This window comes from Paenibacillus sp. BIHB 4019, assembly GCF_002741035.1.
Taxonomy (GTDB): Bacteria; Bacillota; Bacilli; order Paenibacillales; family Paenibacillaceae; genus Pristimantibacillus.
In genome coordinates this window covers 1,446,615-1,466,424 of sequence record NZ_CP016808.1, presented here as the reverse complement: position 1 = coordinate 1,466,424, position 19,810 = coordinate 1,446,615, and the positions used below count along the sequence as shown (strand labels likewise).

The following is a 19,810-nucleotide window of genomic DNA, read 5'->3' as shown; positions in this document are numbered from 1 at the left end:
ACCTCAAGGAAGGCGAGGGTGATCTTTTTTGCTGCTGCAAGCAGGTCCATAGGACTCTTAGATTCTCTTAGATTCTAGTATAAGGTTGACCCTGAGAACGATTATCAAATAATATAAGAACAAAAGCAAGATTATTGCAGAGAAGGCGGTTTAGGGATGAAAAGGATACTGCTTATAGAGGACGAGCGGAATATGGCGAGATTTATCGAGCTGGAGCTTGCGCATGAGCAGTTTGCTGTCCAGACGGCAACTGACGGTTACAGCGGCCTAGAATTCGCGCTGCGCGAGGACTGGGATGTAATTTTGCTCGATCTGATGCTGCCGGGCATGGACGGGCTTGAAGTATGCCGCAGGATTAGAGCGATGAAAGCGACGCCGATCATTATGCTTACCGCGCGGGACAGCGTAACGGATAGGGTATCGGGGCTGGACAGCGGGGCTGATGATTATATGCCCAAGCCTTTTGCCATTGAGGAGCTGCTCGCCCGCATTCGCGTCATATTCAGACGGCAGGAGCAGCTGGTTGAGGAACAGCGGTCCATACTGCAATTTCATGATCTCAGCGTCAATCTGGATGCCAGAGAGGTGCGAAAGCAGGATCAGTTGATTGGGCTGACGAAGCGTGAGTTTGATTTGCTGGTTGCGTTTTTGCAAAATGCGAATCGCGTGCTTGCCAGGGAGACACTGCTTGATAAAGTTTGGGGCTTTGAGGCTGCGGTCGACAAAAACGTGGTTGATGTGTATGTCCGCTATTTGCGCAACAAAATTGACAGCCCGGATAAGCCCAGCTACATTCAGACGCAGCGCGGCATCGGTTATGTGATGAAGGGATGAGCAGGTGGCCGCTGTCCGTTCAGAAGGGAAGGCTTCCGCTTAAATGGAAGCTGATGCTAGGCTCCGCATTGATGCTGTTTCTGTTGTTTGCAGCCTATAATCTCGTGCAATATGCCTTCGTCGAAAGCTGGATGAAGCAGCAGGCGGAATGGGATGCCCAGCAAAATATGAGAGCGGTTTTGAATGATTTGCTGGAGAAGGAGCGGTCGTTCAGCGAGTCTGAGCTGCCTGCCATCCGCAACAAGCTGGAGAAAATTAATGAACGCGGCCAAATGATTCGTGTATTGGACGATCGGGGCCATGCGGTAATCAGTGTTTCAGACGAAATGCCGCAGGATTGGCTGCGTTATTATCCGGATTTGGAAGGAAAGCTTCCGCCAACCGGAACGTGGTTTCTGGAAGGGCAGCTGCTGCTGATGCGCAGTCCGCTCACGATTTTTGACTTTGATGGCACGGTTGAAATTGTGAAGAGCGTAAAGGAGTTCGACAAGCTCAGCGCTGATTTTTTTCGCATCATGCTGCTGTGTTGTTTGGGGGCAATCTTCATAAGCGGTATCGGAGGATGGCTGCTCGCCCGCCAACTGCTCAGACCGCTCAAGGCTATGAATCAGACGATGATGAACGTCAAGGAGAAGGGCTTGCAGGAGCGGGTAGCGCTTCAAACTAGCGGCAAGGATGAAATTTCGGCGTTGATGCTCCGTTTTAACGAAATGATGGACCAGGTGGAGCGTTCATTTGAGCAGCAGAAGCAGTTTGTCGAGGATGCCTCCCATGAACTGAGAACACCTGTAGCGATTATCGAAGGGCAGCTTCGCATGCTGAAGCGGTGGGGAAAGCATGAGCCTGACATTTTGGAGGAAGCGCTGGATTCGTCTGCCGAAGAGCTAGTGCGCTTGAAAGGGCTGGTAGAGGACTTGCTCATTCTCTCGCGGGCAGAGAAGGAGCTGCCGGATGCGAATGAAGTTTGTTTTCATGCGGATTCTTCCATTCGACAATTGGTGGGGAGGTTCCGTTTGCTGCATCCCGAGTTTGATATAGAGCTTGAGCTTGAAGATATGCAGGACAAGGCGCTGCATGTGTCAGGGCAGCATTTGGAGCAAATTTTGCTAATTCTGCTGGATAATGCGGTGAAATATTCGGCTGATATTAAGAAAATCGAAATTAGCGCCGAATGCGCGGGGCCTCTGGCCGTGATCCGTGTCATCGATTATGGCCTGGGCATCGCTGAGGCGGACTTGCCGCATGTGATGGACCGTTTTTATCGTGCTGACAAGGCGAGAAGGCGCAACGGGGGCGGTTACGGGCTCGGCCTTTCTATTGCGAAGCGGCTGACGGAGCGATATGGCGGCTCGCTTGCGCTTTATAGTGGGGAGGGGCTGGGGACAACGGCGGAAGCCGGATTCAAGATGGCGCGAGGGAACGAATAATCCCGAGCGCTTTTTTTTATTTTCACAGCATTTTCTCATTTTCGTCCGCTACAATTAAAACTGTTGGTTGCATGGTAATGATATTCATTATCAAGATGAAACGGCGATCGCTTGCCTCTGGCCGCGAAGCGCGTTTCAGTCCGAGAAATATAAGCCCATTATAAGAGGGAAACTTATAAATGCTTATATTTCAAAAAAATAAAAGAGATAAAAGGAGCAGGGGAAAAATGATAAAGAAATATACGTCAGGAATGATTGCCTTGACGCTGATGATGGTTTTGGTGCTTGCGGGATGCGGAGCAGGCAATGCAGGTTCAGGAGGCAGCGCTTCTTCGCCTGCGGCAGAAACTAGCCCAGCGGCAGCAGAAACAACAGAGGCATCGCCGGATAATGGTAAAGAGCAGATCGTTAATGTGTTTACTGCGAGACATTATGATATTGATAGCGAGCTGTTTGATGCTTTTACAAAAGAGACGGGCATTAAGATTAACGAGGTTAAAGGTACGGCTGAGGAACTGGTGGAGCGGATGAAACGCGAAGGCGCGAGCAGCGAGGCGGATTTGTTCGTAACGGTTGACGGCGGCGTGCTTAATTATGCGAAGCAAAATGATGTGCTTCAGCCGATTCAATCGGCTGCCGTGGAGAGCAACGTCCCGGTAGAGCTGCGCGACAAGGACAACAATTGGGTTGGTATCGCGACTAGAGCACGTGTCATTATTTATGCAAAGGATCGCGTAAAGCCGGAGCAGCTTTCCACTTATGAGGATTTGGCTGGCGACACTTGGAGAGGCAAAGTGCTGGTACGCTCCTCTTCCAGCTTGTACAATCAATCGCTGCTGGCTTCGTTCATCGAGCTGAATGGCGCAGCTGAAGCGGAAGCTTGGGCGAAAGGGCTGGTAGCGAATTTTGCCCGTGATCCAGAAGGCGGCGACCGCGACCAAGCGAAAGCGATTGTAGCTGGCGCAGGCGACGTCGCAATTATGAATACCTATTATTTTGGGCAAATGCTGAATTCAAAAGATGCAGAGGAAGTGAAGGTCGCTGAGCAAATCGGCGTATTTTTCCCGAACCAGTCTACGACAGGCACGCATTTGAACATTAGCGGCGTCGGCTTGACGAAGCATGCTAAAAATAAAGACAATGCCATCAAGCTGATTGAATATTTGACCAGTGCTGAAGCACAGACGAAGCTGACGAACGGAAGCTTTGAATTTCCGGTCAATGCTGCGGCGGACAAGCCAGAGCTGCTTAAGGGCTGGGGAGAAATCAAGGTGCAGCAGCTTGATTTTTCTAAGCTGGGCGACCATAACAAGCAAGCGGTTGAAATAATGAACAAAGTGGGCTGGAAATAAACATGTCTGCCCTCACAGCATGGAGAAACCTGAGAAAACAGTTAAACGGCTGGACAATCATGACGGTGGCGGGGGCTCTAGCAGCTCTTGCCCCGTCTCTCTATATTTTACTCGGCCTTCTAAGGGAGCCCAATGAAAACTGGGCACATATTCAGCAGTACGTGCTGCTGGACTCGGCGCTGCAGTCCTTATGGCTGGTATTAGGTGCCGGCACCTGCTCGGTTCTGCTTGGGGTGACGCTGGCCTGGCTTGTTGCAGCTTATGATTTTCCATTTAGGCGTTTTTTTCATTTTGCTTTTGTGCTGCCGCTTGCGATTCCGCCGTATATTGCGGCGTATACATACAGCTCGATGCTCAGCTATACGGGCAGCGTACAGTCCTTTTTGCGCAATCAGCTGGGCGTGACGGCGAATCAAGCTTATTTCGACATCATGTCGATGAAAGGCGCCATCTTTATTTTTACATGCTGCTTGTTCCCCTACGTGTATTTAATTGTGAAAACGATGCTGGAGCGGCAAAGCGCCGCTTTTATTGAAAATGCAAGACTGCTAGGGCGAGGCCCATTATCCATTTTCTTCACAATCGCACTGCCTGTATCGCAAACGGCAATAGCGGGCGGGGCGAGCCTAGTTGTATTCGAGGTGTTGAACGATTACGGCGTGGCCAAGCATTTTGGCATTCCTACGTTTACAACGGCGATTTTCAAAACCTGGTTCGGCATGTACGATGTGGATTCGGCGCTGCGCTTATCCAGCCTGCTCATGTGCGCGGTCGTCGGCGTATTTGTAATCGAGCGTTTTATGAGCAGGAAAAAAGCGTTTCACACCGCTGGAAGCAGCCTCAGGCCGCTGGCCCGGCGCAAGCTGAGCGGCTTGTCGGCATGCGCAGCTGCAGGGCTTGGCGTCATTGTATTCGCCTGTTCCTTCGCCATTCCGGTCATGCAGCTGATCGTCTGGGCAACGTGGACGTACCGCGAGGTGCTGAATGCCAAGTTCGCCGGCCTGCTCGGCAATACGCTGCTCATAGCGGCCGTGTCTATTACGCTTCTGATGGTGCTGGCTGTCATTATCGCCAACGTTAGCCGCTTCTCGAAGCGCTCGATACTGACGATTGGCTTGACCAAGCTTATTGCAACGGGTTATTCGATTCCAGGCGCGGTGCTGTCGATCAGTGTGCTCGCATTGTTTATTTCGCTGGATGGACGTTTTAGCGGCTTGTATGAGCGGCTTGGTCTAGGCGCGAACAAGCTGGTGCTGAGCATGTCACTGGTGATGCTGGTGTTCGCCTACGTTATTCGTTTTCTGTCCGTTGGCTTCAATGCAGTGGAAGCGGGCTTCAATAAGGTGGGCAACCGCTATAGCGAGGCATCAAGAGCACTTGGCCATGGAATGACGCGTACCTTTTTTCGGGTCGACCTGCCGATGATTAAGGGGGCTGTACTTACAGGCTTCATTTTGACGTTTATGGAAATCGTCAAGGAGCTGCCGCTTACCTTGCTGCTTCGTCCATTCAATTTCGAGACATTAGCGGCCAAAGTCTATCAATATGCAAGTGATGAGCAAATTCATCAGGCCTCCGTACCATCGCTATTCATTATTGCCATTGGCCTGGCATCGGTCTGTTTCTATTATTGGTTGGGGGAGAGGAAGGAGACATGACGAATTCATATTTTGAAGCTTCGAACCTTTCATTTAAATACGGCAAAGAGCGAGGCAACATATTGGACAACTTCTCCATGCAGATTGCCAAAGGGGAATTGGTGGGCCTGCTAGGGCCAAGCGGCGGGGGAAAAAGCACGCTGCTGCGAATTGTTGCCGGACTCGAAGCGCCGCAATCCGGCACAGTTGCCGTTAACGGCAAAACGCTCGTGGACAAGCATTGCTTTGTGCAGCCAGAGAAGCGGGGCATCGGAATGATTTTTCAGGATTATGCGCTGTTTCCTCATCTGACGGTTGAGGGCAACATTAAGTTTGGCCTGCATCGTCTGCCCCGCAAGGAGCGTCAGCAGCGGCTGGAGAGCATGCTTGAGCTGATTCGTCTGGGGGATTATCGCCGCAGATATCCGCATGAATTGAGCGGCGGGCAGCAGCAGCGTGTCGCTTTTGCCCGCTCTCTCGCGCCAAGGCCGGAGCTGCTGCTAATGGATGAGCCGTTCAGCAGCCTGGATTCTGAGCTGAAAGAAAGCATTCGGGTTGAACTGAAGCAGCTGCTGCGCGCAGCAAACATGACATGCCTGCTCGTTACGCATGACAAGGAGGACACGGCTGCAATGTGCGACCGCGTTGTATATTTGTGCGGCGACCAGGGAGCAGAGGGAGAACTTGTTTAGTACAGGGCGGCAGGAGAAAATCTTGCTCGCTCTTTTTTTGATAGGCGGCATCAAACGGCGCGGTGCTGATATAGCGGGCTCCCGTCACCTTTCGGCAACGGGAAGATAGCCATATTTTCCACAAAAGTTGAAATCGTTCAGTAACGATTCGCCAGATCGTTCACTAAACCTGCCCAAGTTGCACTTAAAGATAGACGTTGTACAGTCCTACAATAGATTTATTACAAGCGCTAAGGTTCGGCAAGCTTTAGGAAAAATCATTAGGCCAATGAATTGTAAGCGCTTACCAATTAAATCTATTTTTAGGTGGGGAGGGTCGCAATTGAAGAAATCCATAGCTGCACTATCCAAGCTTGTGCTGGCACTGATGATCGTTTTGCCTGGGATCATGCCTGTCTATACGGCAACGGCATCGGCGGAATCTATGCTAGCCTTAGAAGAAACGGGAATGACAGCAGAAGGAAATCAACAATCGCAGCAGCAAAGTGAAACAGGGGAGTCGCAAGAGGGACAAGGAGGAGCGGGAGAGCAGCAGTTGCTCGTCGCTCAGGAGGCAGCAGCTGTTGCCAACGAACCGCTGTTTACGGATGATTTTCAGGATGGCGATTTGCAAGGGTGGACGGTTAATAACAGCAGCATTATTAAAGCAGCAGCTGATCCGGCTTCGGCTAGCAATCAGGTGCTGTACGTAAGCGCGGGGGACGAGGCCATTGCATCTGTCAATCAGGATATTGGCAGCGACTACGTGTACGAGGCCAAGGTGAAAAAAGTGGCTGCGGGAGCGTTTCCCGGCATTTTGGCACGATACAGCGATGTGAACAATTTTTATATGTTCCAGCTGGGGGATAATCGGTTCTCCCTATCCAAACGGGTAGGCGGTAATACAACAACGCTCGGGGAATATCCGATTACAATTAATGTGAACCAATGGTACACAATGCGTATAATCGTCGAAGGCAGCAAAATGAAAGCCTACGTGGATGACAAGCTTATTTTTAATATAACAGATACATCCCTTACGTCAGGGAAAGCGGGCTTCCGCTCCCGCTGGGAAAAAAGCGCGCTTGATGATGTAGGCATTTGGCAAATTCCGAGCCCGAAGCCGGAGGCTCCGAGCGATTTGCAGGCAACGGGCATTACATCGTCTGCGGCAACGATTAGCTGGGACAGCACGGTAACGGGAGCTACCTACCGCGTATACCGCTCGACTGATGCGGCCGCGGGCTTCACTCCAGTGTATGTCGGAACAGATAAGCACTATGAGGACAAGGGACTGGCTTCCGGCGTAACGTATTACTATCAGGTTGCAGCGGAGGTCAATAAATATGAGGTCGTTTCTTCAACCATCTCGTTGACAACGGTGCTGGTTCTGCCGGAATCGCCAGATTTGCTGCCGGGCATAGTAGCGGCTTACCCGTTCAATGAAACGTCAGGGACGCAGGTATCGCCGCTAGGAGCCAGCAGCAATCAGGGTAAAGCAACGCTTGCCGGCGGGGCATCTTGGACAACCGGCCGATCGGGCGGAGCTGTCGATCTCAATGGCTCGAATGGCTATGTGTCGCTTCCGGCGGGCATGCTGAAGGATTTGAGCGAGGTCAGCTTTGCTTTCTGGGTGAAGCAGGACACGCTCAAGCAGTGGACTCGTGTGTTCGATATCGGGCTCGGCACGAACAATTATATATTCTTTACGCCAGCAACTGGCGCCAATGAGTCGCGCTTCGTCTTGAAAAATGGCGGCAGCGAGCAAATTGTCGGCGTTACCCCTGCACAGCAGGCAACTGATCGCTGGGTTCATTATGCGATGACGCTTTCGGGCTCTACAGGCGTGTTGTACGTGGACGGCGTAGAGGTGGGGCGCAATGCCAATATGACGCTGAAGCCTAAGGATTTGGGTCAAACGACGCTGAACTATATCGGCCGTTCGATGTTTAGCGCCGATCCGTATTTTGACGGCAAAATCGATGATTTTTATGTGTTCAATCGGGCGTTGGGTCCGAAGGAGGTGGCCTTGTTCACTTATCCGGAGGATCTGGCTAAAGTAGCGGCAGATAAGGCGGCTTTGACGCTGCCCGGCGATTTAGCCAAGGTGATGGCCGATCTTTCGCTGCCGGCTAAAGGCGCCAACGGCACGACACTGGCCTGGGAATCCGACCAGCCGGCAGTTGTTGATAGAGCTGGGAAGGTCACGCGTCCTGCCTTTGGACAGCCAGACGTGGACGTAACGTTGACCGTGACGATTAAACGGGGCAATGCGTCAGACACGAAGCTGTTCCAGCTCAAGGTGCTGGCCGATTTGTCAGACGAGGCAGCGGTCGAAAATGACAAGGACGCGCTTGCGGTCGCGCATGCCGATGGAGCGACAGCGAAGCTCAGCCTGCCGGATGCAGGGGCGAACCGCACGAAAATTTCGTGGCAGTCGGACCATCCGGTTAACCTGCGCCCAGACGGCATGGTTAGCCGTCCTGCTATTGGCGAAGGAGATTTGCTCGTTAAGCTGACGGCGACCATTACGCGGGGCAGCGTATCGAAAACGCGGGTGTTCGACGTTAAAATTTTGGAGCAGGATGCAAATACCGCTTATTTATTTGCTTATAACAAGCTGGTCAGCGGCACGGAAACGCTGCATTATGCGGTGAGCCGCAACGGGAAAAGCTGGACGGAGCTGGGCACGAACGCGGCATACGTCTCGCCTATCGCGGATGGAGCCGATATGTTCAAGCTGAATTCCGAGGACAAATGGCTGAAATATACGTATTCAGGCGGCGCGTGGACGCTAGCTTCCGCTACGGATGTGGCGGGCGTGTGGACGCAGGAGGCAGCTAGCTCCTATACGCTTCCATCCGGTGCGCTGGCGGGCAGCTTCAAACGCATCGATGAAGCGGCTTGGAGCCGACTAGTACATGGCCTATCTGTACCGAGGACGCTTGATCCGATCATAACGATCTATACGGAAAAGGGCATCGCGCCAAGGCTCCCGGATCGGGTGAAAATCGATTACACGAACAATCTGTACACGACGGTGCCTGTACAGTGGGATACTCTTACTCCATCTGCTTATGCCTCTGTGGGCAGTTTCAAAGCAGAGGGAACTGTAACTGGCACGTCTACCCGCATCAAGGCAGATATCAAGGTACAGGACAATACCGGCAAAGCGGATGTGATTCGCAACGGCGAATACTGGTTCGATGACGAGGGCGGCATGATTCAGGCCCACGGCGGCTATATCCTCAAAGTAGCGGACACGTATTATTGGTTCGGCGAGGATAAAGGACATAATTCGGCGGTGCTGAAAGGCGTCTCGGTGTATGCATCGAAGGATCTTAAGCACTGGGAGTTCCGCAACAATGTGCTGACGACAGCCTCCCATCCGGAGCTGGCATCAGCGAAAATCGAGCGGCCTAAAGTGCTGTACAACGAAAAAACAGGCAAATATGTGTTATGGGGACATTGGGAGGAAGCGGGCAACTACAATCAGGCAAATATGATCGTTGCTGTATCCGACACCGTAGACGGCGATTACAAGTACGTGAATCGTTTCCAGCCGGGGGCGATGCAAGCTCGTGACTTTACGCTGTTCCAGGATGACGATGGCAGCGCGTATTTATTCGCATCCTCGAACAATAACGCCGACCTGAATGTGTTCAGGTTGACGGACGATTATTTGTACACCGAGCAGTATATGTATACGCTGTTCCCGGGTGTCAGAAGGGAAGCGCCAGCCGTTGTGAAGAAGGACGGGTACTACTACTTGTTCACATCGGGGCAGTCCGGCTGGTACCCGAATCAAGGCTACTATTCAAGCGCCAAGTCGATTAACAGCCTCAGCGATTGGTCCGAGCTTAAGCGGTTCGGCGATCCGGCGACGTATTATACGCAGCCGTCTTTCATTCTCAGCGTCTACGGCAGTGAAACGACTTCTTACGTCTATGTAGGCGACCGCTGGAATCCGTCGGCCCTGATGAACTCGCAATATATTTGGCTGCCGCTTGAAATGGATAAAGGCGTGGCATCCATTACGAACAGCGGGGATTTGGATTTGAATGCGGCGACGGGACATTTTGAGACGGCGACCGATTTGCTTGTGTCGCAGGGCAAGCCTGTAGTGGCGAGCTCGCAAGCGTCCAGCAACCCGGCGACGATGGCGAATGACGGGATGTATTTTCAGGATACGAACAATGATGGCGGCAATGACAACTTCTTTGATTCGGGCAGCACCTCGTTTCCGACGACGCTGCGCTTCGATTTGGAACGGGAATATGATTTGAGCCGCATTGATCTGAGCTGGCGGGAGTGGAACGGCTCGGAGGTTTATTACACGTATAAGGTGGAAGGCAGCGTTGATGATCAGCAGTATGATCTGCTTATTGACCAGAGCGGCAATAAGACGCCTTCCTTCAACAGCGACAAGCTTACAGGCAAATACAGATATGTGAAGCTGACGATTTTGGGGCAGTTTGGACATACGAACAACGCCGATAAGCCGGTTACCTGGTACAGAGGCCTGCATGAGGTGAAAATTTATTCTTCCGACATGCAGCTGGATGTGCCGCAAGGCTTGCTGGCGACTGCTGTGAAAACATCGGCTGCTGCCGAGGTTACGACCATCAGCCTGAACTGGCAAAGCGTGCCGGGTGCAACGGCCTACACGCTATATCGTTCAGAAAGTGAGAACGGCACGTATGAGCAGGTGTATAACGGAAGAGCGATGGCGTATGATGACAACGGGCTTGCGGTCAACACGACGTATTTTTACAAGGTGAAGGCTACCCATCCGGGCGGCGGCTCGGAGCTTTCGCAGTCTGCACAGGCAAGGACGTTCATCGCATCAGCTAGTCTGGATATGTACGACAATACGAAGGAAAACGTGTGGCTTGACGATGCGGGCAATGTGACGCATACGCCAACGATTACGCATGACGGCTTTTTGAAGCTGGGAAATCTATATTACTATTATGAATATGTGTCGGATACAGACGGATTCAAGCAGGTGAATTTGCATCAATCGGCAGATGGAGTCAACTGGACGTTCGTGGATACGGTGCTGACCCGCGATTCTCATCCAGAGCTTGCGGCTAGCAAATTCGAGGCGTGGAATTTCACGTACAACGAAGCAACGGGCAAAATCGTCATTTGGCTGCATTATGAAAATAACAAGGACTACTCGCTCGGCAGAGCGGCGGTGCTGTCAGGCGCTCCCGGCGGGACGCTGACGTTCCATGGCAGTGTGCGTCCGGCAGGCAACGATTCCCGTGATATCACCTTCTTCAAGGATGATGATGGCAAAGGCTATATCGTTTCCTCGGGCAACACGAATGCAGACTTGTTTATTTATGAGCTGTCTGCAGACTATTTGTCGGTAGAGCGCGTCGTGCTCAAGGTATATGAGGGCAAGCATCGGGAGGCTCCTTCGCTCATTAAGAAAGACGGCTACTATTACCTGTTCACCTCTGAGGCGGCAGGCTGGTACCCGAGCAAGGGCATGTATTCTTCCGCCACTTCGCTTGCAGGGCCTTGGACGGACCTGCGCAGAATCGGCAATAATTCGAACTTCTCGGCGCAATCCGGATTTATTTGGAAAATGGAAGGCTCCGCGGGTATCAGTTTTGTGAATATGGCGAACCGCTGGGTAGCAGGAGCGGGCGAAGCGAAGCAGCACTGGCTGCCGATTACACTGGGCAATGGCTATGCGAAATATGATTATTTTGAAAAAGTGTACTACAACCAGGCAACGGGCGAAGTCGTTCCGGAGCAAAACGGCGAGCTGCTGTCGCAGGGCAAGCCAGCCATAGCGAAGAGCGAGCTGGAAAATAGTCCGGCCACCTATGCGAATGATGGCGACTACACGACAAGCTGGGTTGCAGCGAATAACAGCTGGCCATCATGGTGGCAGGTCGATCTTGGGGATGTGTACAGCTTGACGAACATTCAGCTTTCGTGGTATTTGCATAATGGCTCAGAAGGCTATCACAGATACAAAATCGAAACGAGCTTGGACGGCGTTACCTTTACGACGGCGCTTGATAAGACGGACAATAAAACGTATGGTTTTACCTCCGATAAGCTGAGCGGCAAAGCAAGGTACGTAAGGGTACAGATGATCGATGCCGTTCTGCGCAACAATCCAGGCAACTGGTATACGCCGCAGTTTGGCGAGGTGAAGGTGTATGGGACGACGGTTCAGGAGGAGCCGACGAAGGAGACGCCGGTTGGCCTGAAAGTGAACGCGGCGACGGACAAAGCGATAGAGCTGGCATGGACAGCGCTCGCTGGCGTGAGCGGCTACAACGTTTATCGTGCGACGGATGAAAATGGGCCGTACGTGCTGGCAAACACCCAGCCAATTAGCACAGCATCGTATGCGGATAGCGGCCTGAGCGCCAATACGGATTATTTTTATCAGGTGACCGCCGTTTACGCTGCGGGCGAATCGGATAGATCAGCCGTATTGACGGCGAAGACGCTGGCAGATACTGGAACGCCGGGCGGTGGAACAGATCCTGGAACACCGGGTGGTGGAACAGATCCGGGAACGCCGGGTGGTGGAACAGATCCGGGAACGCCGGGTGGTGGAACAGATCCGGGAACACCGGGTGGCGGAACAGATCCGGGAACACCGGGTGGCGGAACAGATCCGGGAACGCCGGGTGGCGGAACGGGCGGCAGTACGTCGAGCGGAACAGGTGCGGGGTCGACGAGCAGCGGCGCGAGCGTTGAAGCTAATGCAAATGGGCTAACCGTGAAGGTGGCAGCAGACGCGAGCGGCATGCTGCAAGCGCAGCTAAGCGCAGCCGATATGGAAAAAGCGCTGGCAAGCCTGCAATCGGCAAACACGCTGCGCATCCAGCTTGAGCCAAGCAAGGCGGGAGCCGTAGCAGGAGCGAAAGTGGAGATTCCTCTCGAACTGCTGCTAGCAGCGGGAACGCCACAAGTTCGGTTCATCACCGTGAAAGCGGGAGCTGTACAGATTACAGTGGACATTACAAAGGCCGGGGGAATTGTCGCGGCAGGAGCTAAGAAATTAACGCTGGAAGCCGTCCAAGTGGCAGCCTCGGAGCTGCCGGCTAATGTGAAGACGAAATTAGGCGATCACCCTGTTTATGACTTCAAGCTAAGCATAGACGGCAAGGAAATTCATGCCTTTGGGCAGAAGCAGAATTCGCCAGTAACGGTGGAGCTAGCATATACGCTAAAAGCGGGCGAAAAAGCGCATAAAGTCGTCGTCTATTATGTTGGCGAGGGCGGCGCACTAGAAGTCGTGCGCAACGTGAAGGTTGATGAGGCGGCTGGAGTCGTTCGCTTCCAGCCGGAGCATTTCAGCCGCTATGCGATTGCTTATGCGGATGTGGTTTTTGGAGATTTGGGCCAAGCGAAGTGGGCCCAAACGATGATTGAAGCGCTAGCAGCGCGCGAAATCGTGAGCGGAACGGGCGGCGGCAGCTTCGAGCCGTCAAGGGCCGTCACGCGAGCGGAGTTCGTCCAGCTGCTGCTAGGCGCGCTTGGGTTGATTGATGAGCAGGCGACTAGCAGCCTGCGCGATGTGAAGCAGGGCGCTTGGTATGAAGCGGCCGTTGCTTCGGCAGAGAAGCTGGGCCTCGTGAAAGGGCGCCCAGATGGGACGTTTGGCATTCATGACGCGATTACGCGCGAGGAAATGGCTGTTATTTTGGCCCGTGCAACGGAGCAAATCGCATGGGAAAGCACCGCAAGCACGAAGCCGTTCCCTTCCTTTGCGGATGAGCAGTCGATTAGCGGATTCGCTCAGGAGGCCGTCAGCGCAATGCAGCAGGCAGGCTTAGTGAACGGATTCGAAGACGGCAGCTACCGTCCGCAAGGGCAGACGACGAGGGCGCAGGCAGCAGCTGTCATTTTCAAGCTGCTGAAGCTTTAGGAGCAAGAGAATGCAGCGATAGACAGCATGCTCGAAGCAGAAATAAGCAAGAATGCAGCGATAGACAGCATGCTCGGAACGGAACTAGGCAAGCATGAGTCCATAGGCCGCATGCTTCAAGAATATTCGGCAAGACAGGTCAGCATCGCAGCTCGCAGGCTCGAAAATCCCGCTCGCTTCCTCATATGATGGGGAACGCGCGGGATTTATTTTTTCCCAGCAGAGGTCGTTGTTTATCTTCAATAGGGTTGCTATTGTTCGAGGGCAATCTCATCTGCCGATTCAAGGCTGGTGAACCGTAACTTGTGATTGTTGTTGTTGTTGTTGTTTCTGTTAAAATAGCTGCTGCTGTGTCCGCCAAATTTATATTTGTGCAAGCCGCAATATAAAACCTTTAAAACGAAGAAGATAATGCGGCCTCTTGGTACGTAAATCTACAAATATGAGGTGCGACATTCCCCGTAGAAGCGTGGTTGGAGAGACGATACGTTTGACGCCGGCTTCTATTAGAACGGGCCCGCTTGCGTTTTCATGCACGTCCTAGCTTGAGCGGCTTTTTCCCCAAGCGGATAAAAAGATATAATAGGCTTAAAGAGAATGAAGCGGAGGTGAGCAGGCTGCAATTGTTTGTGATGCAAGCAGATGTAGGCGGAATAGACCGGAGCAAGGCGTTTTTGGAGGATAACTTCGTTTGCTTGTATGGCCCGGGCCTTGGAAATTTGGAGCCATTCGACGAGGAAGCGTGCAAGGCACGGTTGATTGAGGATGATGCTCTGGAAGGGGTGGCGCTTGTTAGCCGTATCGGGGAGCTTCGTTTGTTCGTGGAAGTGATGGCTGATGGCGATTATGTGCTTTTAGTGGATGGGGACAAGATGCATTTTGGCGATTTGGGCGACTATTATTATGTGCCAGCCGCAGATAACAGGGAGGATGGCAGCTGTCATCGAAGAGGTGTGACCTGGCTCAAAAGCTTGCCGCAAGCCATGGCCGCCCCAAAGCTAAAGCTATTTTTAGCCAAAGGACAATTTCCCGCTATGTACGAGCACCCCGTAACCGATTGGCAGATGGAGCTCTGGTTGGGCGGGGCTGCGGAAAGCGGCGGACAGGGCGAGCAGCCTTTTGCCATAGATCCTACGACAATAAGGGAAGCGGTGGACATTTTAAGACTGGCGATGCAGAGCGATGATGTAGAGCGCCGCGAACGGGCGGCCGCCGCTATTTTGCAATATGCGTCCCGTTCGCGCTCTTTGTGAGCGTTAAAGGTGCTGAATTAGGAAAACTAAAAGTCCATTTAGCAAAAGCAAGGTACAGCTCTTCTCCATTTCTTGAGAAGTCTGTACCTTGCTTCTATATAAGGAAGGGTATTTTATTTCCCTAAATGCTCATCCATAAATCGATCTACCCTTTGAAAATATTCAGTGGGGTAATGGTTGATAGCATCAATGTGCTCCGTATTTTGCGGGTACCATACTTCTGCACTTGGATTAACTTTGAGGGACTCGAAAATCACTTCCGTATTTTTATAACTAATTTGCTGATCCCCCGTACCATGAATGAGCATAACGGGCTTGCTTTGCATCTTCTTTACCGCATCCATCGGAGATATGGAATCTAGATCAACGTTAAAGGCCCAATTTGCCATCCATGTCGACGTATAACTAAATGGAAACGCAGGCAAGCCTGAAAAGAAGGGCAAACCCTCTCTCAAAAATAGACCAGCATTACGAAAAGGGCTATCTGCAATGACGGCTTTAATGTCATCACTTTCACTTGCGGCTAGCAAGGAAGTAGCAGCACCCATTGAAAAACCGATAACGCCAATGCTATCACCCGTATGGTCTCTGGCTTTTAAATAGCTTACAGCTCCTAGCAAATCGTATTTTTCATTGAGGCCCAGTGTAATCAAATCACCATCGGAGTTGCCTTGCGAGCTAAGGTCAAATGCCAATACATTGTAGCCTTTCGGAACGAAATGCTCGACTAGCTTTGGAGTCCGCCCTTTAACTAAACGATTGCTCGTATAGCCATGGACGACAATAATCGTCTTATTGCTTGCTTCACCGGAAAGATTATTGGCAGGAAAAAAGGAGCCTCTAATCGTATTATCATTTTTCAAGCTTGGGAACTCGACCTCTTCAAAGGGAGTTTTGTCGATATTCAATTCGTAGCTGACATTAGTGTCTCTAGGGTGGTGCAGCAAAGTGTCTACTACTTTATAAGAGATAAAAAATACAAGAGCCGCCGCAAGCAAAAGCGCAATGCCTAGGCTCCATAAAATTTTCTTCCGTTTTTTCACACGCACATTAATTGTCTGCTCCGATTGTAAGGATAGTTGGCTCATTCAGACTCCTCCAGTTATTCTCTAGGTTGTATGGGGGCGAACAAATAATAGGCATGCCCCTTCAGATTTTCCCACTCGGGATGATGGATAATGCTTTCTCCAAGAGTTAAGCCCACTCCATTTAAAAAAGAGATATAGCTGCGAGAGATCATTGCTGGAGAATAGCTTTTGTCGAACTCTCCCATTTGCTGCCCCTTGGCATAGACGGATTCGATCGCATCGGTCATGACTTTTATGCTTTCAAGGACCTTCTGTGTAAGTTCAGGGAATATGGTTCGTTGTCCTAAAACAGATTGGGCAAGCCGCAATTCATTGGTATAGAAGTAGATATCGTTGAATTGTTCTTTCACCATGTTCTTAATTAATGCGCCCGGTGTCCCCTCTTGTTGGAGACAAGCAAGCGACTTCAGCTGAATATCAGCAAGCGGCTCAAGAACGGCGGCGTAGTATAAAGCTTCTTTGCTAGGGAAATATTGAAAAATCGTTCCAGGAGTCACGCCCACCCTCTCCGCAATGATGGCCGTTGTGGTATTAGAATAGCCACCTTCTGCAAACAGGATAACCGCTTCTTTTAGGATGCGTTTGCGCCGCTCCAGTCTTTTTTCTTCATTGACGGGTCTAGCCAAATGGATTCCCCTCTCTTTAAACGAAACTTTTATTAATTAAATGACTGATCAATTAATTAATAATGTATCTTATATTGCGCCTTATAGCAAGACCGAATTTATTTTACTTAAGAGCAGGCTCAAGCTAAAAACAGCGGTTGATATTTTTGTAAGCACTTTGTTGCTGGCTGTTTAGCGCTGATTGCTATGCTTGGCCCATCGTTTCGTAATGTTGTGCGTCAGGCGTTATAATAGAATTAAGAAGGCTGGGACGACCGAGAATGAGACCAAGAATGAGAGTGGGAAGCCGCACATTTTAGTTTTACATATGGAGCTTGGGAAGGGGACGTTTTCAGATGAGTTCATTCATTGAGCGTTTGCGCAAGGGCTATGGGAAAAAGCTGGTATCGCTTCATGCGTGGAATGGCTGGATCGTTGTCATTTTGGCATTGACGGGATTGATGCTGCTGGGCGGTTTTTGGCGCGGATTTCTGGGCGAAGGCCGTGTCTGGCTAAAAGGACTCCATATCGTCGTTGGCATCGCTTCGCTGCTGCCCGTCGTTTATTACTTATTTCTTGCTGCGAAGCACTGGAAGCAAATAAAGGAAAAGCCGTGGCAGAAATTCAATGTAATCGTTGTGCTGGCGCTGCTTGCGGGATGGTTTTTGTCGGGCATATTGCTGTGGCAGTTTAGGCTAGTAGGGCCTGGAATATCAAACGCAGCGCTGCTTGTGCATGATTTGCTCACCTGGATCGGTCTGCCTTATATTATCTACCATTCCATTACGAGGACAAAATGGCTCAAGCAGCCCCATCGCCGTACGATAAAGCCGGTTCATGAGGAAGAGATTCACCCAGCGGCAGGGCCGCAGGCGGTATATTCACGGCGACAGGTTATAAAATGGACGCTGGGCGCGGGGATTGCGATTGCGATAGGGCCTTCTTTTCTCAAGTGGCTTGGCGGGGCGCTTGGGACAAGCTTTGGCGGAACGAAGTCGCTGGATGAAATCGTTGCGGAGGATGACAATCAGCTGCTGCCTGCGCCGCAGCCGCTTCCAGCTTCGCTTCCGCCAACGGGCGGAGGGGCAAAGGGGAATTTTCGCGTATATACGGTGACACCGATTCCGAAATTCGACAATAGCAATTGGTCTTTTATAATTGATGGCTTGGTCGATCAGCGCTTGCAGTGGAATTGGGAGCAATTTGTCGCTTTGAAGCGGACGGTGCAGGTGAGCGATTTTCATTGCGTGACGGGCTGGTCCGTCTACAACAATACATGGGAAGGCATCCCGCTTAAGGAATTGCTAAAAGCCGCAGGCGTTCAGACGAAAGCGCGGACGGTGAAGTTTTATTCCGGCGACGGCGTGTACACCGATACGCTGACGCTGGAGCAGGCGGATATGGACGATGTGATGGTCGCGGTTATGCATGACGGCAAGCCGATTCCAAGCGATCTCGGCGGTCCGGTCAAGCTCATTGTGCCGAAAATGTACGCCTACAAGTCGGTCAAATGGCTGAATCGCATTGAGCTGATCGAAGGGGAGCATGTCGGGTATTGGGAACAGCGCGGATACGCGAATGATGCGTGGGTTTGAGGCATGAGGAATAACTGAATAGATAGGGTGAATGGGCGTCTCATAGAGCGGATAAGCGTTACGCGCCGCCGCAGGCGATAAGGGTTATTTTCAGCCTGAAAATTATAATAAATCCTCAAAATGGCCGCTTTCTATCTGTCGTTGCAGTCCAAAGCATGCAGCTCTGACCGGAAGGGGAAAACGATGAAAATCAAAGAGAAACACAAGCTCAGAAAACCTAGCGGGGCTTATGACGTAGGCTGCTCTAGCTTATATTATGAGTATGAACGGGATGAACAAAAGGATGAAAAACAGGATGAAAAACGATTGATTCCTTGTCTATGCTTTTATCCAGCAGGAGAGGCTCAGGAAGGGTGCTTGAAAAAATATATAAGGGAAGAAATTTTGCCCGGGACGAGCGGCATTGATACCAATTCCTATATGAACGCGCCCGTTGCAGACGGCAAGCATCCGCTGCTTCTTTTTAGCCATGGCTACTGCCTTTCTTGTGAAGCTAATACCGTACAGTTTGAGGAGCTTGCGTCCCACGGTTATATCGTGCTCAGCATCGGGCATCTGGGAGATGGATCGTATGAGCTCCCTGATGGCAGCATATCCAAGTTTGATGTGAGCGGTCTGCCGGAGGCTGTGGTCGCGGACGCGACAAAAGGCGTGGAAATATTCCAGACATACGCAGCATGGCTTGGTGGGGAAGGGAAAGAGGCGAGCTTCAAGGAGCATCATGACTATTATGAGCGAATCATTGCTAGCCAGCCCAATATGATCGATCGCAATGAACTGTGGGTGACGGATAGCCTTACGGCTCTTGAGCATTTTTTGGCGGAGGCCGAGCGGGAGAATGCTGCGTTCTACAGCCATATTGATGCTGAAAAGATTGGCGCTGTCGGCATGTCCTTCGGGGGAAGTGCAGCTTTAAAGCTGGCGTTCGTATCTGAGCGGGTCAAAGCCATGGCGAATTTAGATGGTTTTTTCTATAGCTCCATGTGGCATAGACCGATAAATAAGCCAGTGCTTTTGCTGCAAAATGACAGCCCGCTTGGAGGGCATTATCTCAGCTTTCCGTTTCAAAATGCCGCTAGCGAAGCTTATTTAGCAACGATTTTAAACAGCACGCACAGCAATTTTACCGATTATAGCGAGATTATGGCGGAGAACCCGATTTCGAAAAGCAAAATTGGCGATGAGGAGGTTGAGGTTGCCTTGCTTGGCGCCATAGATCCGGATCGGATGGAGAGCGTGATGAATGCGCTGCTGGTCGATTTTTTCGATAAATATCTTAAAGGCAAGGCTTCCAGGGTAATAGACTTTGAGGGCTCGCTGGATGATGTGATTTTGCTGAGGAAATAGTGGGCAAATGGTTGCTCCTCAAGGGATTTATCGGGTACGATGGCGATATATAGCTGGGATAAGCCAGACAATAGGTTGGAGGAGCTGAGCGG

General features: G+C 51.4%; 11 protein-coding genes. 9 read left to right on the top strand and 2 right to left on the bottom strand.

Annotated elements, in window-relative coordinates; translation table 11 throughout:
• Positions 1 to 156: 156 nt before the first annotated feature.
• From BBD42_RS06135 to BBD42_RS06105, 7 genes are all read left to right on the top strand, one after another.
• The gene (locus BBD42_RS06135; protein WP_099517450.1) at positions 157 to 834 is read left to right on the top strand and encodes a response regulator transcription factor; all 678 of its coding nucleotides are present in this window, start codon (positions 157 to 159) and stop codon (positions 832 to 834) included.
• The gene (locus BBD42_RS06130) at positions 831 to 2,261 is read left to right on the top strand and encodes a HAMP domain-containing sensor histidine kinase (protein WP_099517449.1); all 1,431 of its coding nucleotides are present in this window, start codon (positions 831 to 833) and stop codon (positions 2,259 to 2,261) included. Before BBD42_RS06135 ends, BBD42_RS06130 begins: the two co-directional genes overlap by 4 nt.
• 227 nt (positions 2,262 to 2,488) lie before the next feature.
• Positions 2,489 to 3,613: a Fe(3+) ABC transporter substrate-binding protein gene (locus BBD42_RS06125; RefSeq protein ID WP_099521489.1), complete on the top strand. Its 1,125-nt coding sequence runs from the start codon at positions 2,489 to 2,491 to the stop codon at positions 3,611 to 3,613.
• Positions 3,614 to 3,615: 2 nt separating this feature from the next.
• Entirely contained in the window at positions 3,616 to 5,271 is a 1,656-nt protein-coding gene (locus BBD42_RS06120; RefSeq protein ID WP_237163394.1) for an ABC transporter permease, read from the top strand.
• The gene (locus BBD42_RS06115; RefSeq protein ID WP_099517447.1) at positions 5,268 to 5,942 is read left to right on the top strand and encodes an ABC transporter ATP-binding protein; all 675 of its coding nucleotides are present in this window, start codon (positions 5,268 to 5,270) and stop codon (positions 5,940 to 5,942) included. The genes BBD42_RS06120 and BBD42_RS06115 overlap by 4 nt, the downstream gene beginning before the upstream one ends.
• 322 nt (positions 5,943 to 6,264) lie before the next feature.
• Entirely contained in the window at positions 6,265 to 13,830 is a 7,566-nt protein-coding gene (locus tag BBD42_RS06110) for an immunoglobulin-like domain-containing protein (RefSeq protein ID WP_172455414.1), read from the top strand.
• 629 nt (positions 13,831 to 14,459) lie between these two features.
• Positions 14,460 to 15,083 carry a hypothetical protein gene (locus BBD42_RS06105; RefSeq protein ID WP_172455413.1) on the top strand — a complete coding sequence of 208 codons (624 nt, stop codon included), beginning with the start codon at positions 14,460 to 14,462 and terminating at the stop codon, positions 15,081 to 15,083.
• A 113-nt stretch (positions 15,084 to 15,196) separates the two neighbouring features.
• On the opposite strand, the gene BBD42_RS06100 is transcribed toward BBD42_RS06105, so the two are convergent.
• Positions 15,197 to 16,171 carry an alpha/beta hydrolase gene (locus BBD42_RS06100; RefSeq protein ID WP_099517444.1) on the bottom strand — a complete coding sequence of 325 codons (975 nt, stop codon included), beginning with the start codon at positions 16,169 to 16,171 and terminating at the stop codon, positions 15,197 to 15,199.
• 14 nt (positions 16,172 to 16,185) lie between these two features.
• Entirely contained in the window at positions 16,186 to 16,797 is a 612-nt protein-coding gene (locus BBD42_RS06095) for a TetR/AcrR family transcriptional regulator (RefSeq protein ID WP_099517443.1), read from the bottom strand.
• Positions 16,798 to 17,132: 335 nt separating this feature from the next.
• On the opposite strand from BBD42_RS06095, the gene BBD42_RS06090 reads away from it, so the two are divergent.
• Positions 17,133 to 18,371, top strand: coding sequence for a molybdopterin-dependent oxidoreductase (locus BBD42_RS06090; protein WP_099517442.1), 1,239 nt, complete (start codon positions 17,133 to 17,135; stop codon positions 18,369 to 18,371).
• Positions 18,372 to 18,554: 183 nt separating this feature from the next.
• Positions 18,555 to 19,718 (top strand): alpha/beta hydrolase family protein, encoded by a 1,164-nt coding sequence (locus BBD42_RS06085; RefSeq protein ID WP_099517441.1) that lies wholly within the window; start codon positions 18,555 to 18,557, stop codon positions 19,716 to 19,718.
• Positions 19,719 to 19,810 lie beyond the last annotated feature (92 nt).

What these genes read in the sequence shown, in the direction of transcription:
- BBD42_RS06115 (WP_099517447.1), top strand. Translation starts at nt 5,268, where the DNA reads ATGACGAATTCATATTTTGAAGCTTCGAACCTTTCATTTAAATACGGC.
- BBD42_RS06120 (WP_237163394.1), top strand. Translation starts at nt 3,616, where the DNA reads ATGTCTGCCCTCACAGCATGGAGAAACCTGAGAAAACAGTTAAACGGC.
- BBD42_RS06135 (WP_099517450.1), top strand. Translation starts at nt 157, where the DNA reads ATGAAAAGGATACTGCTTATAGAGGACGAGCGGAATATGGCGAGATTT.
- BBD42_RS06100 (WP_099517444.1), bottom strand. Translation starts at nt 16,171, where the DNA reads ATGAGCCAACTATCCTTACAATCGGAGCAGACAATTAATGTGCGTGTG.
- BBD42_RS06125 (WP_099521489.1), top strand. Translation starts at nt 2,489, where the DNA reads ATGATAAAGAAATATACGTCAGGAATGATTGCCTTGACGCTGATGATG.
- BBD42_RS06085 (WP_099517441.1), top strand. Translation starts at nt 18,555, where the DNA reads ATGAAAATCAAAGAGAAACACAAGCTCAGAAAACCTAGCGGGGCTTAT.
- BBD42_RS06130 (WP_099517449.1), top strand. Translation starts at nt 831, where the DNA reads ATGAGCAGGTGGCCGCTGTCCGTTCAGAAGGGAAGGCTTCCGCTTAAA.
- BBD42_RS06090 (WP_099517442.1), top strand. Translation starts at nt 17,133, where the DNA reads ATGAGTTCATTCATTGAGCGTTTGCGCAAGGGCTATGGGAAAAAGCTG.